Origin of the sequence: Streptomyces sp. NPDC008150 (assembly GCF_042956945.1) — a bacterium.
Classification (GTDB): domain Bacteria; phylum Actinomycetota; class Actinomycetes; order Streptomycetales; family Streptomycetaceae; genus Streptomyces.
This window is the reverse complement of sequence record NZ_JBIBHJ010000009.1, coordinates 101,995-115,360: the sequence shown is the minus strand read 5'-3', so window position 1 is coordinate 115,360 and position 13,366 is coordinate 101,995. Positions and strand designations below refer to the sequence as shown.

Sequence of the window (13,366 nt, the reverse complement as noted above, 5' to 3'; positions counted from 1 at the left end):
GGAGGCGGGACGGCCGGGGCCGCGAGGCCGTCAGCCGGCCAGGGAGGCCAGGTCGGCGGCGGCCCAGCGGCGGCCCAGGCCCGTGGCCGTCACGTGGCGCACCTCGTCGGTGGTGTCGCCCTCGGCCCGGTGGATCCTCAACTGGAGCCGGTCGTCGGCGAGTTCCTCGACCTTGCCCTCGCCCCACTCCACCACGACCACGGACTCGGGCAGCGAGACGTCGAGGTCGAGGTCCTCCATCTCGTCGAGTCCGCCGCCGAGCCGGTACGCGTCGACGTGCACCAGCGGCGGCCCGTCGCCGAGGGAGGGGTGCACGCGGGCGATGACGAACGTCGGCGAGGTGACCGCGCCCCGTACCCCGAGGCCCTCCCCCAGCCCGCGGGTGAGCGTCGTCTTCCCGGCGCCGAGCTCGCCGCTCAGCATCACGAGGTCACCTGCGCGCAGGAGCGCGGCGAGCCTGCGGCCCAGCTCAAGCATGCGGTCGGGCGAGTCGACGGTGATCTCGACGGCGGTCGCGGGGAGGGCCCCGGAGGAGACGTCGGCGGGAACGGACGAGGCGGTGGAACCGGCCTCCGGCTCAGCCGCGCCCCGTGCTGCTGCTGGTGCTTCCATAACCAGCCACGGTAGCCCCTGACGGCACGGCTCCCGCGCGGGACAGCAGGTCCGCGAGCCGGTCGGTCACGGCGTCCGGGTGCTCCAGCATCACGAGGTGCCCGGCGTCCGGGACGAGGACGAGTTCGGCGTCCGGCAGCAGCCGCGCGATCGCCTCGCTGTGCTCACTGGGCGTGACGAGGTCGTCGACCCCGGCGAGCACGAGGACGGCCATGTCCTTGAAGTGGACGAGCGCGTCCTGCTTGTCGTGGTCGGTGAACGCCGGGTAGAACTCGGCGACCACGTCGATCGGGGTGGCCTCGATCATCCGCTCCGCGAACCGGGCGACCGCCGGATCGACGTCGCGGGACGCGAACGAGTACCGCTTGATGATCCCGGCGAACAGCTCCGAGGTGGCCCGGCGGCCCTTCTCCACCAGGTCGGCCCGCTGCCCCAGCAGCTTGAGCACACCGGGCAGGACGCGGCGCACCGCGTTCACCCCGGCCACCGGCAGGCCGAAGTTGACCTCGCCGAGGTGGCCCGAGGAGGTGCCGACGAGAGCGGCGGCGACCACCCGGTCACGGATCAGGTCGGGGTACTGCGCGGCCAGCGCCATCATCGTCATGCCGCCCATGGAGTGCCCGACCAGCACGACGGGGCCCTCGGGCACGGCGGCGTCGATGACGGCCTTCAGGTCGCGCCCGAGCTGGTCGATGGTCAGCGGCACGCCCTCGCGGGTCTGCGCGAGACCGCGCCCGGAGCGGCCGTGGCTGCGCTGGTCCCAGTGGACGGTGCGCACGACACCGCGCAGCGCGGCCCGCTGGAAGTGCCAGGAGTCCTGGTTGAGGCAGTAGCCGTGGCTGAACACGACGGTGACCGGCGCGGGTGCCTTGCGCCCGAACAGGCGGCGCCGCTTGGGCGCGAGGGCCGGCTCGGTCTCGACGTCGTCGACCTCGTAGTACAGCTCGGTGCCGTCGTCGGCGTACGCCTTGCCGGGGGTGCCGCGCAGGGCGCCGTACGGGCCCGACGAGTCGAGGACGAGCTGGGCGCGGCGCCGCATGCCGCGGCCCACCGTCATGCGCTCCACGGCGACACCGGCCGCGGCGCCCGCGGCGACGACCCCTATCGCGGCGCCCGCGAGACCGGCCCGGCGCCAGTTGCCCGCGGCGGCCGCCGCGACGGCCTCCCCGACGCCGTCCGCACTGCTCTCGCTCACGTCCCGCTCCTCTTCGCCGTGGTCGCGTGTGCCGCGGGGGGCCTGTCCGGCGCGGGCCGCCCCTGTGCGGTTACCCCGTTCACCGGTGCCGTCATCCGTTCACGTGGACGCGCGGTACGCGGCTTCCGATGCGGGTGACGATCTCGTACGCGATGGTGCCGGCCGCCTGCGCCCAGTCCTCGGCGGTCGGCTCGCCCCCGTCGCCGGGGCCGAACAGGACGGCGCGGGAGCCCACTTGGGGCTCGTCGCCGCCGAGGTCGACGGCGAACTGGTCCATGGCGATGCGGCCCGCGACCGTGCGCCACTTGCCGCCGACCAGCACCGGCCCGGCGCCCGACGCGTGCCGCGGGACGCCGTCCGCGTAGCCGAGGGGGACCAGGCCGAGGGTGGTCCGGCCGGGAGTGACGTAGTGGTGCCCGTAACTGACGCCGTGTCCGCCGGGCACCTGCTTGACCAGGGCGAGGGACGCCGACAGCGTCATCACCGGGCGCAGTCCGAGGTCGGCGGAGGTGCCGATCTCGGGGCTGGGCGAGATGCCGTAGACGGAGACGCCGGTGCGGACCAGGTCGAAGTGCGACGCGGGCAGGGTGAGCGTGGCGGGCGAGTTGGCGATGTGCCGCACCTCGGGCCGCACGCCGCGGCCCTCCGCCTCCGCGAGCATCGCGCGGAACACGGTGAGCTGGGCGGCGATGGAGGGGTGGCCGGGTTCGTCGGCGCACGCGAAGTGCGACCACAGGCCGGTGACCCGCAGCAGCCCCGCGGCCTCGGCGGCGAGGGCCGCGCCCACCAACTCGTCCCAGTCGGGGCCGGGTTGGCAGCCGTTGCGGCCGAGGCCCGTGTCGGCCTTGAGCTGGACGCGGGCGGGCCGCCCGGCCGCCCTGGCGGCCTCGACGACCTCGCCCAGGGCCCACATGGCGCTGACCGAGACGTCGATGTCCTCCTCGATCGCGCGCCGCCAGGGCCCGCCGGGCGTCCACAGCCAGCACATGACCCGCACCGACGCGGGAATCCCGGCCGCGCGCAGGGCGAGCGCCTCCTCGGGCGTGGCGGTGCCCAGCCAGGTGGCGCCCGCCTCGACGGCCGCACGCGCGCACGGGACCGCGCCGTGGCCGTACGCGTCGGCCTTGACGACGGCCATGAGGGCGGCGCCGGGGGCCCGGTCGCGCAGGGCGCGCACGTTGGCCCGCAGGGCGGCCAGATCGATCTCGGCGCGGGCGCGCAGCGGCGCGGTCGGCGCTGGTGGTGTCTCAGTCATCGCGCCCCAGTGTCTCAAAGAGGTCCCCGGCTCCGGCGCGTACGGTGCAGCGGGTCCGTACGCGCGTGCCGGCCCGCCGTCTCACGCGTCCATGACGTCGCGCCAGGCGCCCGGGATCGCCTCGGCCACGTCGTGCGCGCCGACGGGCGCGCCGTGCGCGGCGCGCCGGCCGGCGAGGCCGTGCAGGTAGGCGGCGACACTGCCCGCGTCGCGCGCGGAGAGACCGGAGGCGAGCAGCGAGCCGGCCAGCCCGGAGAGCACGTCGCCGCTGCCGGCGGTGGCGAGCCAGGGCGTGCCCGTCGCGTTGACGCGCACCGCGCCGCCCCCCGGGTCCGCCACCAGGGTGGTGGCGCCCTTGAGCAGCACGGTCGCCCCGTACCGGGCGGCGAGGGCGCGCACCGAGGCCAGCCGGTTCGCCTCGACGTCCGCGCGGTCGGTGTCCAGCAGGGCGGCGGCCTCCCCGGCGTGCGGGGTGAGCAGGGTGGGGGCGGTGCGCGCGCGCACGGTCTCCCGGTCGGCGAGCCGCAGCCCGTCCGCGTCGACGAGCACCGGCACGTCGGCCGCCAGCACCTCGGCGACGGCGTCCGCGTCCTCCCCCACACCGGGCCCGACGGCCCACGCCTGCACGCGTCCGGCCCGAGCCGGTCCCTCGCGGGAGACGAGGGTCTCGGGGAACCGGGCGAGCACGCTGTCCCCGGCGGGCCCCGCGTACCGCACGGCGCCCGCGCCGGAGCGCAGCGCCCCGGCGACGGCCAGCACGGCGGCGCCGGGATAGCGGGCGGACCCGGCGACGACGCCGACGACCCCGCGCCGGTACTTGTCGCTCTCGCCGCCCGGCCGCGGCAGCAGGGCGGCCACGTCGGCGTGCTGGAGCGCCTCCAGTTCGGCCTCGGCGGGCAGGTCGAGGCCGATGTCGACGAGCCGCACCGATCCCGCGTACTCCCGCGCCGGGTCGATCAGCAGCCCCGGCTTGTGGGTGCCGAACGTGACGGTGAGGTCGGCCCGTACGGCGGCCCCGTGCACCTCGCCGGTGTCGGCGTCGACACCGCTGGGCAGGTCGACGGCGAGCACGGCGGCGCGGGAGCGGGCGGCGCGTTCGGCGAGGAGCGCCGCGTCGGGGCGCAGGCCGCCCCTGCCGCCGATGCCCACGATGCCGTCGACGACGAGGTCGGCCCGGTCGACGAGGCCGCCGGCCCCGGCGAGGTCGTCGCTCACGGACCCGCCCGCCCGGCGCAGCGCGGCGAGGCCGCCGGGGTGGGTGCGGCCGGGGCTGAGCAGCACCGCCGTGACGCCGGCCCCGCGCCGGGCGAGGCGGGCACCGGCGTACAGGGCGTCGCCGCCGTTGTCGCCGCTGCCGACGAGCAGGACGACGCGGCTGCCGTAGACCCGGCCCGTCAACTGGGCGCAGGCGACGGCGAGTCCCGCGGCGGCGCGTTGCATCAGGGCCCCGTCGGGAAGCCGCGCCATCAGCTCCCGCTCGGCCGTCCGGACCGTCTCCACGCTGTACGCAGTACGCATGGTTCCGAGTCTGCCCCGAAAACCTCCGGGCCCGCCTCCGGGCCGCCGACGGGGCCGGAGGCGGTGCTATCCCTCGGCGATCACGACGGCCGAGGCGATCCCCGCGTCGTGGCTCAGCGACACGTGCCAGGACCGCACGCCCAGCGCGGCGGCCCGCGCCGCGACCGTGCCCGTGACGCGCAGCCGCGGCTGCCCGGTGTCCTCGACGTACACCTCCGCGTCCGTCCACAGCAGGTCGCCGGGCGCGCCCAGCGCCTTGGCGAGCGCCTCCTTGGCGGCGAACCGGGCGGCGAGCGAGGCGGTCCCCCGCCGCTCGCCGCTCGGCAGCGACAGCTCCTGCGGCAGGAACAGCCGGGCGGCCAGCGCCGGCGTGCGCGTCAGCGACGCCCCGAACCGGTCGATCTCGGCCACGTCGATCCCGACCCCGATGATGCTCATGCACCGCACCCTACGGGTGTGTGTGAGGGACACCCGTCTGTCACAGCCGACTGCTAGCCTGCGGCAACTTGATCACGACGTTGATCACGTCCGTGCGCGCCCTGGGGGGCCAGTCGGCGCGGCGGACTCCTTTCCGTAAGCACGCCAGGGGGCGGAGGCATGACCACAACTGCCACGGGAGCGCAGCCACTGCTGTGCGATCCCTTCGAGGTCCATCCGGACCTGGCTCCGCTGCGCCAGGCGGCGTTCGCGGGCGACTGGACGGCGGTCCGGGCCTTCTTCGACGGGCTGGACGGCGAGCGGACCCACTACGCGGCCGGCGCCCTGGGCGACCTGGACGAGGTGGAGACGCTCCTGGAACGGGCGGCGGCCGAGCAGCCGGACGACCCGCTGCCGCGGGCCCTGCTCGCCGAGCGGTACATCCGCATGGGCTGGGAGATCCGCAGCCGGGCGGAGGCGCAGCACGTCTCGCGCGACCGGTTCGCGCGGTTCCACGAATGGCTGCGCAAGGCCGAGCGGCTGCTCATCGAGGTGTGTGCCGAGCACCCCGGGTACGCGGCCGCGTGGGCCTCGCGCCAGACGTCCGCGCGCGGTCTGGAACTCGGGCAGTCCGAGTCCCGCCGCCGCTACGACCGGCTGTCGGCGGTCCACCCGCACCACTACGGCGCACAGCTCCAGCACCTCCAGCAGGTGTGCCCGAAGTGGAGCGGCTCCTGGGAGGCGGCGCACGGCTTCGCCCGCGAGTGCGCGACGGCCGCCCCGCCCGGCTCCCCGTCGGGCGCCCTGGTCGCACTCGCGCACATCGAGCACTGGGTGTCGCTGGAGGGCGGCCAGGACGTCGCGTACCTGCGCGAGGTGGCCGTCCTGGCCGAACTGCGGCAGGCCGCCCGTGACTCCGTGCTGCATCCGGACTTCGTCCCGGGCTGGCACGCGCCCGGTGCGCACGGCGCGTTCGCCATGGTCTTCTCCCTCGCCGGCCGTCCCGCCGACGCGGCACCGCACTTCGAGGCCCTCGGCAACCGGATCGACGAATTCCCCTGGCGCTACCTGCCCCGCTGGCAGGGAGCCTTCGCCGATCAGCGCGACGCCGCGCTGGCAACGGCCCGAGGAGGCCACCGATGACCGTCGGACTCACCGCCGCACCGGGCCTCGACACGCTCGCCGGCCTGGTCTCGCACACCACCGTGCAGGGCATTCCCACTCTCTACGCCCCGCGCCAGGGCGAGACGACGGCCGGCCTCTTCTTCCGCGTGGGCCGCGCCGACGAGACCCTGGCCACCTCCGGCATCACCCACCTCGTCGAGCATCTGGCGCTGCACCGCCTGGGCCTGACCGACGCGCACCACAACGGCACGACGGCGAACGCCTACACCCTCTTCCACGTCACCGGTTCCGAGGCCGAGGTGGTCGCACACCTCAACGGCGTCTGCGCGGCCCTGCGCGACCTGCCGATGGAACGGCTGGAGACCGAGCGGGAGATCCTGCGCACGGAGGCGTCCGGCCGCGGCTCCGTCTCCCAGCTGCCGATGTGGCGCCACGGCGCGCGGGGCTACGGGCTGTCCAGCTACAACGAGATGGGCACCTGGAGCCTGACCGCGGAGCAGGTGCGGGACTGGGCGGCGACCCGGTTCACCCGGGAGAACGCGGTGCTGTGGATCACCAGCGACCACGTGCCCGAGGGCCTGGACCTCTCGCTGCCGGCAGGCACCCGCTTCCCGGCGCCCGCGGCGACCGACGCCCTGCCCGTGACGCCCGCCTTCGTGCCCGGCGACGACGGACACGTCCTGCTCACCTCGGTCGTCCGCCGCTCCACCGCGGCCTCCCTCTTCGCGGACGTGCTGGGCCGTGCCCTCTTCCACGACCTGCGCCAGGAGGGCGGCTACTCGTACTCGGCGGAGGCCGACTACTCGCCGCGCGACGCGGACCACGCGGTGCTGACCGCGTACGCGGACGCGCTGCCGAAGAAGCAGGACGCGGTCGTCGGCGGCTTCGTCGACACGCTCGCCCGGCTGCGGGCGGGCCGCATCACGCAGACCGAACTGGACTCGGCGCGGGCCAGGGCACTGAAGGTGTTCGACGTCCCCGACCTGGGCGCGGCGGCGCTCCCCTCGTACGCCGTCAGTGTGCTGCTCGGGCACCGCGTGCTGGGACCGGAGCAGCAGCGGGCCGAGCTGGCGGCCGTCACCGTGGGCGACCTGCACGAAGTCGCCCACGAGGTCTGGGACGCGGCGCTGTTCCAGGTGCCGGGGCGGGGGCTCGACTGGGCGGGCTGCACGCTCGCCCCGCAGCATTCGGAGGAGTCGGTCACCGGCACCCGGCACCCCTCGCTGACGAACGACGCCGTCACGCTGGTCGTCGGGGCGGAGGGCGTGAGCCTGGAGGGCCCGCGGGGCCCGGTCACCGTCCGGTACGACGCGGTCTCCGCCATGACCACGCGGCCGGACGGGGCGCGCTCGCTCACCGGGCACGACGGATTCAACGTGACCGTGGAGCCGAACCTGTTCCGGGGCGTGACGCCCGCGAAGATCGCCGAGATCGACGCGGCGGTCCCGCCGGAGGCCGTGGTGGCGCTCCCGGCGCGGGAGCCGGGACAGATACCGGCGGCGCCCGCGCCGCCCACCACGAAGCAGAAGTGGCGGAAGCTGACGGCGGCGGACCGCAAGCGGCTCCTGACCGCGGTCCTGCTGACCGTGCCCGGACTGCTGATGCTCGTGCCGGTCCTGCGCATCACCTTCGGGGAGCTCCAGTACGACACCCCGGACACGGGACGGATCGTCGTCGTCTGGATCCCGGTGACGCTCCTGCTGGTACTGGCCTACAGGGCGGTCGCGGCCTTCAGGTCGGCGCGCCGCCGCTGACGTGAGGGCGGCGGGGCGGGGACGCGCGGCCGGCGCGTCCCCTCCCCGCCGCCCGGCCCCGGCTACTCCACCGTCACCGACTTCGCCAGGTTCCGCGGCTGGTCCACCTCGTTGCCCCGGGCCGTGGCCAGTTCGCAGGCGAAGACCTGGAGCGGGACCGTGGCCACCAGCGGCTGGAGCAGCGTGGGCGTGGCCGGGATGCGGATCAGGTGGTCGGCGTACGGGACGACCGCCTCGTCGCCCTCCTCCGCGATGACGATGGTGCGGGCACCGCGCGCCCGGATCTCCTGGATGTTGGAGACGATCTTGTCGTGCAGCACCGAGCGCCCGCGCGGCGACGGCACGACCACGACGACCGGCAGGTCCTCGTCGATCAGCGCGATCGGCCCGTGCTTGAGCTCGCCCGCGGCGAACCCCTCGGCGTGCATGTACGCCAACTCCTTGAGTTTCAGGGCGCCTTCGAGAGCCACCGGGTACCCGACGTGCCGCCCGAGGAAGAGCACGGTGTTCTTGTCGGCCAGCGAGCGCGCCAGCGCCCGTACCGGCTCCATCGTCTCCAGGACCCGGTCCACCTCGCCGGAGATCTGCGCGAGGTCGCGCACGACGGCGCGGATCTCGTCGCCCCACTTGGTGCCGCGCACCTGGCCCAGGTACAGCGCGACCAGGTAGCAGGCGACGAGCTGGGTCAGGAACGCCTTCGTCGACGCGACGGCGACCTCGGGCCCGGCGTGGGTGTAGAGGACGGCGTCGGACTCGCGGGGGATGGTCGAGCCGTTGGTGTTGCAGATGGCGAGGACCTTGGAGCCCTGCTCGCGGGCGTGCCGCAGCGCCATCAGCGTGTCCATCGTCTCGCCGGACTGGGAGATGGCGATGACGAGGGTGCGCGGGTCGAGGATCGGGTCGCGGTAGCGGAACTCGCTGGCCAGCTCCACCTCGCAGGGGATGCGCGTCCAGTGCTCGATGGCCAGCTTGGCGATCATCCCGGCGTGGAAGGCGGTCCCGCAGGCCACGATGACGACCTTGTCGGTCTCGCGCAGCTCGGCGTGGCTGATGCGCAGCTCGTCGAGGGTCAGCGAGCCGGCGGCGTCGATGCGGCCGAGGAGGGTGTCGGCGACGGCCTTGGGCTGCTCGGCGATCTCCTTCAGCATGAAGTAGTCGTAGCCGCCCTTCTCCGCGGCGGAGGCGTCCCAGTCCACGTGGTACGAGCGGACCTCGGCGGGGGCCCCGTCGAACCCGGTGACCGTGACGCCGTCGCGGCGCAGTTCGACGACCTGGTCCTGGCCCAGTTCGATCGCGGAGCGGGTGTGGGCGATGAAGGCGGCGACGTCGGACGCGAGGAAGGCCTCGCCCTCGCCGACCCCGACCACGAGCGGGGAGTTGCGGCGGGCGCCGACCACGACGTCCGGCTCGTCCGCGTGCACGGCGACCAGCGTGAAGGCGCCTTCGAGGCGGCGGCAGACCATGCGCATGGCCTCGGCGAGGTCCGCGCAGGAGGAGAACTCCTCGGCGAGCAGGTGCGCGACGACCTCGGTGTCCGTCTCGGAGGCCAGGTCGTGGCCGCGCTCGGCGAGTTCGGCGCGCAGGTCGGCGAAGTTCTCGATGATCCCGTTGTGGACGACGGCGACCCGGCCGGCGTTGTCCAGGTGGGGGTGGGCGTTGGCGTTGGTGGGGCCGCCGTGGGTGGCCCAGCGGGTGTGCCCGATGCCGGTGGCGCCGGCCGGCAGCGGATGTTCGACGAGTTCCTTCTCCAGGTTGACGAGCTTGCCCGCCCGCTTCGCCGCGGCCAGACCGCCGTCGGCGAGCACGGCGACCCCCGCCGAGTCGTAGCCCCGGTACTCCAGCCGCTTCAGCCCGGCCATCACGACATCGAGCGCCGACTGCGCCCCCACGTATCCCACGATTCCGCACATGGGCGGCAGCCTACGGGCCGACCGGTGCGGGAATCCGGCACTCCGTGCCCGAAATCGGAAATTCCCACCGCCGTACGACACCCCGGACACGACGGGCCGCCCCGCCCTCCGGCCACCTGCGTGACACACCCCACCCGCCGTCCCGTTCAAATCGCCGTAACAATGGAACGTGATCTCTTCGGTGCCCACGACCCCCAGGAGCGCCCACCGGTCCCGGCCGGAGGCGACTCCCTACGTCGACCTCACCCGGGCCGAGTGGAGCGCGCTGCGCGACAAGACGCCGCTGCCGCTGACCGCGGCGGAGGTGGAGAAGCTGCGCGGCCTCGGCGACGTCATCGACCTCGACGAGGTGCGCGACATCTACCTGCCGCTGTCGCGCCTGCTGAACCTCTACGTGAAGGCCACCGACGGGCTGCGGGGCGCCCTGAACACCTTCCTCGGCGAGCAGGGGTCCCAGGCGGGCACCCCGTTCGTCATAGGCGTCGCCGGTTCGGTGGCCGTCGGCAAGTCCACGGTGGCCCGCCTGCTCCAGGCGCTGCTGTCGCGCTGGCCGGAGCACCCGCGCGTCGAGCTGGTCACCACGGACGGGTTCCTGCTGCCGACGCGGGAGCTCCAGGCGCGCGGGCTGATGGCGCGCAAGGGCTTCCCGGAGTCGTACGACCGGCGGGCGCTGACCCGGTTCGTGGCCGACGTGAAGGCGGGCAAGGAGGAGGTGACGGCCCCCGTCTACTCCCACCTGATCTACGACATCGTGCCCGGCGAGCGGCTGACGGTGCGCCGCCCGGACATCCTGATCGTCGAGGGCCTGAACGTCCTCCAGCCGGCGCTGCCCGGCAGCGACGGCCGCACCCGGGTCGGCCTCGCGGACTACTTCGACTTCAGCGTGTACGTGGACGCGCGCCCCGAGGACATCGAGCGCTGGTACCTGCACCGCTTCCGCCGGCTGCGGGAGACGGCGTTCCAGAACCCGTCCTCGTACTTCCGCAAGTACACGCAGGTCTCCGAGGAGGAGGCCATGGACTACGCGCGCACGACCTGGCGCACCGTCAACGAGCCCAACCTGACGGAGAACGTGGCGCCTACGCGGGGCCGCGCGACCCTGGTCGTCCGCAAGGGCCCGGACCACAAGGTGCAGCGGCTGCGGCTGCGCAAGCTCTGAGGGCGGGGCGCGCGGGGAAGAGCCGTACGGCTAGCCTGCCCCCATGCTGCACCTGCGCCTGATCACACCCGCCGACCGGACCGACGAGGTGGTCGAGCTGATCGGGGGGACGGTCGGCACCACGCATCTCGTCGTCCTCACCGGCGCGGCCCGCGAACCCGTCGGGGACGTCGTCCTGTGCGACGTCGCCAGGGAGGCCGGCGACGAACTCCTGGGCGCGCTGCGGAAACTGGGCATCGACCGGACCGGCGCGATCACCGTGGAGAGCCCCGGCCTGACGCTGTCGGCCCGCGCGGACCGGGCCGAGCGGGAGGCGCCGGGCGACGGCGCGGACGCGGTGCTCTGGGAGGACCTGACCGAGTCGACGAACGAGGAGTCGACGCTGTCGGTGACCTATCTGGCCTTCATCACCATCGCGACGATGATCGCCGCCTGCGGTGTGGTGCTCGACAACGCGATCCTGATCGTCGGCGCGATGGCGGTGGGCCCGGAGTTCGGCCCGCTGGCGGGCATCTGCACCGCGCTGGTGCGGCGCGCGCCCCGGCTCGCCCTGCGTTCCCTGGTCGCCCTGCTCGTGGGGTTCGCGGTGGCGATGGCGGTCACGGTCGGCTTCAGCCTGCTCATGGACGCGCTGGGCCTGTTCAGCGAGGGCAAGCTGGAGGCGGACCGGCCCAACACGGGGTTCGTGTACGCCCCGGACTGGTTCTCGTTCGTCGTCGCGGTGCTCGCCGGCGTGGCCGGGACCCTGTCGCTGACGTCGGCGAAGTCGGGGGCGCTGGTGGGCGTCGCCATCTCGGTGACGACGGTGCCCGCGGCGGCCAACGCGGCGGTGGCCCTGGCCTACGGGGACACGGCCCAGATGTGGGGCTCGACCCAGCAGCTCCTGGCCAACCTGCTCGGCATCGTGGTCGCCGGCACCCTCACGCTGCTGGCCCAGAAGTGGCTCTGGCGGCGGCAGCGCGGACGGGTACTGCCCGGCGCCGGGGGGTGACCCGCGGCGCCGGGCGGCAGACCTCAGCCCAGCGCCGACTTCACGACGTCCGCGAGTCGCCCCGCGACCGAGCGGGCCTGCTCGATGTCGGCGGCCTCGACCATGACGCGCACCAGCGGCTCGGTACCCGAGGGACGCAGCAACACCCGCCCGGTGCCGCCGAGTTCGCGCTCGGCCTCGGTGACCGCGGCGGCCAGCTCGGCCGACGTGTCGACCCGGGAGCGGTCCACGTCGGGGACGTTGACGAGCACCTGGGGCAGCCGCTCCATGACGGACGCGAGGTCCTTGAGGGTGCGCCCGCTCTCGGCGACCCGCGCGGCCAGCATCAGGCCGGTGAGCGTGCCGTCGCCGGTGGTGGCGTGGTCGAGGATGATGACGTGCCCGGACTGCTCGCCGCCCAGGGCGTAGCCGTGCTCCTTCATCTCCTCCAGGACGTAGCGGTCGCCGACGCCGGTCTGGACGAGGGCCAGGCCCTCGCGCTCCATGGCCAGCTTGAAGCCCAGGTTGGACATGACGGTCGCGACGACCGTGCCGTGCCGCAGCCCGCCGTGCTCGCGCATGGCGAGGGCGAGGACGGCCAGGATCTGGTCGCCGTCCACCTCCTGGCCGGTGTGGTCGACGGCGAGGCAGCGGTCGGCGTCGCCGTCGTGCGCGATGCCGAGGTCGGCGCCGTGCTCGACGACGGCGGCCTTCAGCTTGTCCATGTGGGTGGAGCCGCAGCCGTCGTTGATGTTGAGGCCGTCGGGCTCCGCGCCGATCGTGACGATCTCGGCGCCGGCCCGCGCGAAGGCCTCCGGCGAGACGTACGCGGCGGCGCCGTGCGCCTCGTCGAGGACGATCCTGAGTCCGTCCAGGCGGTTGGGCAGCACCCCGATGAGATGGGCGACGTAGTTGTCGAAGCCGGCGTCGTAGCTGGTGACCCGGCCGACGCCCGCGCCGGTGGGCCGGTCCCACGGGGCACCGGTGGTGTGCTCCGCGTACACGGACTCGATACGGTCCTCCAGCTCGTCGGCGAGCTTGTGGCCGCCGCGGGCGAAGAACTTGATGCCGTTGTCGGGCATCGCGTTGTGGCTGGCGGAGAGCATCACGCCGAGGTCGGCACCGAGCGCACCGGTGAGGTACGCGACCGCCGGGGTCGGGAGCACGCCGACGCGCAGGACGTCCACGCCGGCGCTCGCGAGGCCGGCCACCACGGCCGCCTCCAGGAACTCGCCGGACGCGCGCGGGTCGCGCCCGACCACCGCCGTCGCCCGGTGCCCCTCGAAGGTTCCCGACTCGGCCAGTACGTGCGCCGCGGCGACGGAAAGGCCGAGGGCCATCTCCGCCGTCAGATCCGCGTTGGCGACACCGCGCACGCCGTCCGTGCCGAAGAGTCGTCCCACTTGTCCTCCTGAGGAAGCGTCAGTTGCGCAAGCCGTGCCGATGCGCCG

At 74.4% G+C, this 13,366-nt stretch carries 11 protein-coding genes; 4 read left to right on the top strand and 7 right to left on the bottom strand.

Annotated features, from left to right (window positions below; translation table 11 throughout):
• Nucleotides 1-30: 30 nt before the first annotated feature.
• The 5 genes from tsaE to ACFZA0_RS22545 all read right to left on the bottom strand — a co-directional run bounded on the left by tsaE (nucleotide 31) and on the right by ACFZA0_RS22545 (nucleotide 5,018).
• Nucleotides 31-612 (bottom strand): tRNA (adenosine(37)-N6)-threonylcarbamoyltransferase complex ATPase subunit type 1 TsaE, encoded by a 582-nt coding sequence (tsaE, locus tag ACFZA0_RS22565; protein WP_391019785.1) that lies wholly within the window; start codon nucleotides 610-612, stop codon nucleotides 31-33.
• Nucleotides 578-1,807: an alpha/beta fold hydrolase gene (locus ACFZA0_RS22560; RefSeq protein WP_391019782.1), complete on the bottom strand. Its 1,230-nt coding sequence runs from the start codon at nucleotides 1,805-1,807 to the stop codon at nucleotides 578-580. Before ACFZA0_RS22560 ends, tsaE begins: the two co-directional genes overlap by 35 nt.
• Nucleotides 1,808-1,898: 91 nt before the next feature.
• Nucleotides 1,899-3,062: an alanine racemase gene (gene alr, locus ACFZA0_RS22555; RefSeq protein WP_391019780.1), complete on the bottom strand. Its 1,164-nt coding sequence runs from the start codon at nucleotides 3,060-3,062 to the stop codon at nucleotides 1,899-1,901.
• An 81-nt stretch (nucleotides 3,063-3,143) separates the two neighbouring features.
• Nucleotides 3,144-4,580: an NAD(P)H-hydrate dehydratase gene (locus tag ACFZA0_RS22550; RefSeq protein WP_391019777.1), complete on the bottom strand. Its 1,437-nt coding sequence runs from the start codon at nucleotides 4,578-4,580 to the stop codon at nucleotides 3,144-3,146.
• Between the two features lie 66 nt (nucleotides 4,581-4,646).
• Nucleotides 4,647-5,018, bottom strand: coding sequence for a holo-ACP synthase (locus ACFZA0_RS22545; protein ID WP_391019775.1), 372 nt, complete (start codon nucleotides 5,016-5,018; stop codon nucleotides 4,647-4,649).
• 159 nt (nucleotides 5,019-5,177) lie between these two features.
• Between ACFZA0_RS22545 and ACFZA0_RS22540 the strand changes: the two genes are divergently transcribed.
• A complete protein-coding gene (locus ACFZA0_RS22540) occupies nucleotides 5,178-6,140 on the top strand; it encodes a hypothetical protein (RefSeq protein WP_391019772.1) in 963 nt (320 codons plus the stop codon).
• Nucleotides 6,137-7,876, top strand: a complete 1,740-nt coding sequence (locus ACFZA0_RS22535) for an insulinase family protein (RefSeq protein WP_391019769.1) — start codon at nucleotides 6,137-6,139, stop codon at nucleotides 7,874-7,876. Before ACFZA0_RS22540 ends, ACFZA0_RS22535 begins: the two co-directional genes overlap by 4 nt.
• Nucleotides 7,877-7,938: 62 nt before the next feature.
• Here the strand turns inward: ACFZA0_RS22535 and glmS are convergent, their stop codons facing one another.
• A complete protein-coding gene (gene glmS, locus ACFZA0_RS22530) occupies nucleotides 7,939-9,786 on the bottom strand; it encodes a glutamine--fructose-6-phosphate transaminase (isomerizing) (RefSeq protein ID WP_391019766.1) in 1,848 nt (615 codons plus the stop codon).
• A gap of 169 nt (nucleotides 9,787-9,955) precedes the next feature.
• Here glmS and coaA point away from each other — a divergent pair, with 169 nt between their 5' ends.
• Together coaA and ACFZA0_RS22520 are read left to right on the top strand one after the other, a co-directional pair.
• Nucleotides 9,956-10,945, top strand: coding sequence for a type I pantothenate kinase (gene coaA / locus ACFZA0_RS22525; RefSeq protein WP_391019764.1), 990 nt, complete (start codon nucleotides 9,956-9,958; stop codon nucleotides 10,943-10,945).
• A gap of 43 nt (nucleotides 10,946-10,988) precedes the next feature.
• Entirely contained in the window at nucleotides 10,989-11,936 is a 948-nt protein-coding gene (locus ACFZA0_RS22520; protein ID WP_391019761.1) for a DUF389 domain-containing protein, read from the top strand.
• A gap of 23 nt (nucleotides 11,937-11,959) precedes the next feature.
• Here ACFZA0_RS22520 and glmM read toward each other — a convergent pair whose 3' ends face one another.
• Nucleotides 11,960-13,318, bottom strand: coding sequence for a phosphoglucosamine mutase (glmM, locus tag ACFZA0_RS22515; protein ID WP_391019758.1), 1,359 nt, complete (start codon nucleotides 13,316-13,318; stop codon nucleotides 11,960-11,962).
• Nucleotides 13,319-13,366 lie beyond the last annotated feature (48 nt).

What these genes read in the sequence shown, in the direction of transcription:
- alr (WP_391019780.1), bottom strand. Translation starts at nt 3,062, where the DNA reads ATGACTGAGACACCACCAGCGCCGACCGCGCCGCTGCGCGCCCGCGCC.
- tsaE (WP_391019785.1), bottom strand. Translation starts at nt 612, where the DNA reads ATGGAAGCACCAGCAGCAGCACGGGGCGCGGCTGAGCCGGAGGCCGGT.
- ACFZA0_RS22520 (WP_391019761.1), top strand. Translation starts at nt 10,989, where the DNA reads ATGCTGCACCTGCGCCTGATCACACCCGCCGACCGGACCGACGAGGTG.
- ACFZA0_RS22535 (WP_391019769.1), top strand. Translation starts at nt 6,137, where the DNA reads ATGACCGTCGGACTCACCGCCGCACCGGGCCTCGACACGCTCGCCGGC.
- glmS (WP_391019766.1), bottom strand. Translation starts at nt 9,786, where the DNA reads ATGTGCGGAATCGTGGGATACGTGGGGGCGCAGTCGGCGCTCGATGTC.
- ACFZA0_RS22545 (WP_391019775.1), bottom strand. Translation starts at nt 5,018, where the DNA reads ATGAGCATCATCGGGGTCGGGATCGACGTGGCCGAGATCGACCGGTTC.
- ACFZA0_RS22540 (WP_391019772.1), top strand. Translation starts at nt 5,178, where the DNA reads ATGACCACAACTGCCACGGGAGCGCAGCCACTGCTGTGCGATCCCTTC.
- ACFZA0_RS22550 (WP_391019777.1), bottom strand. Translation starts at nt 4,580, where the DNA reads ATGCGTACTGCGTACAGCGTGGAGACGGTCCGGACGGCCGAGCGGGAG.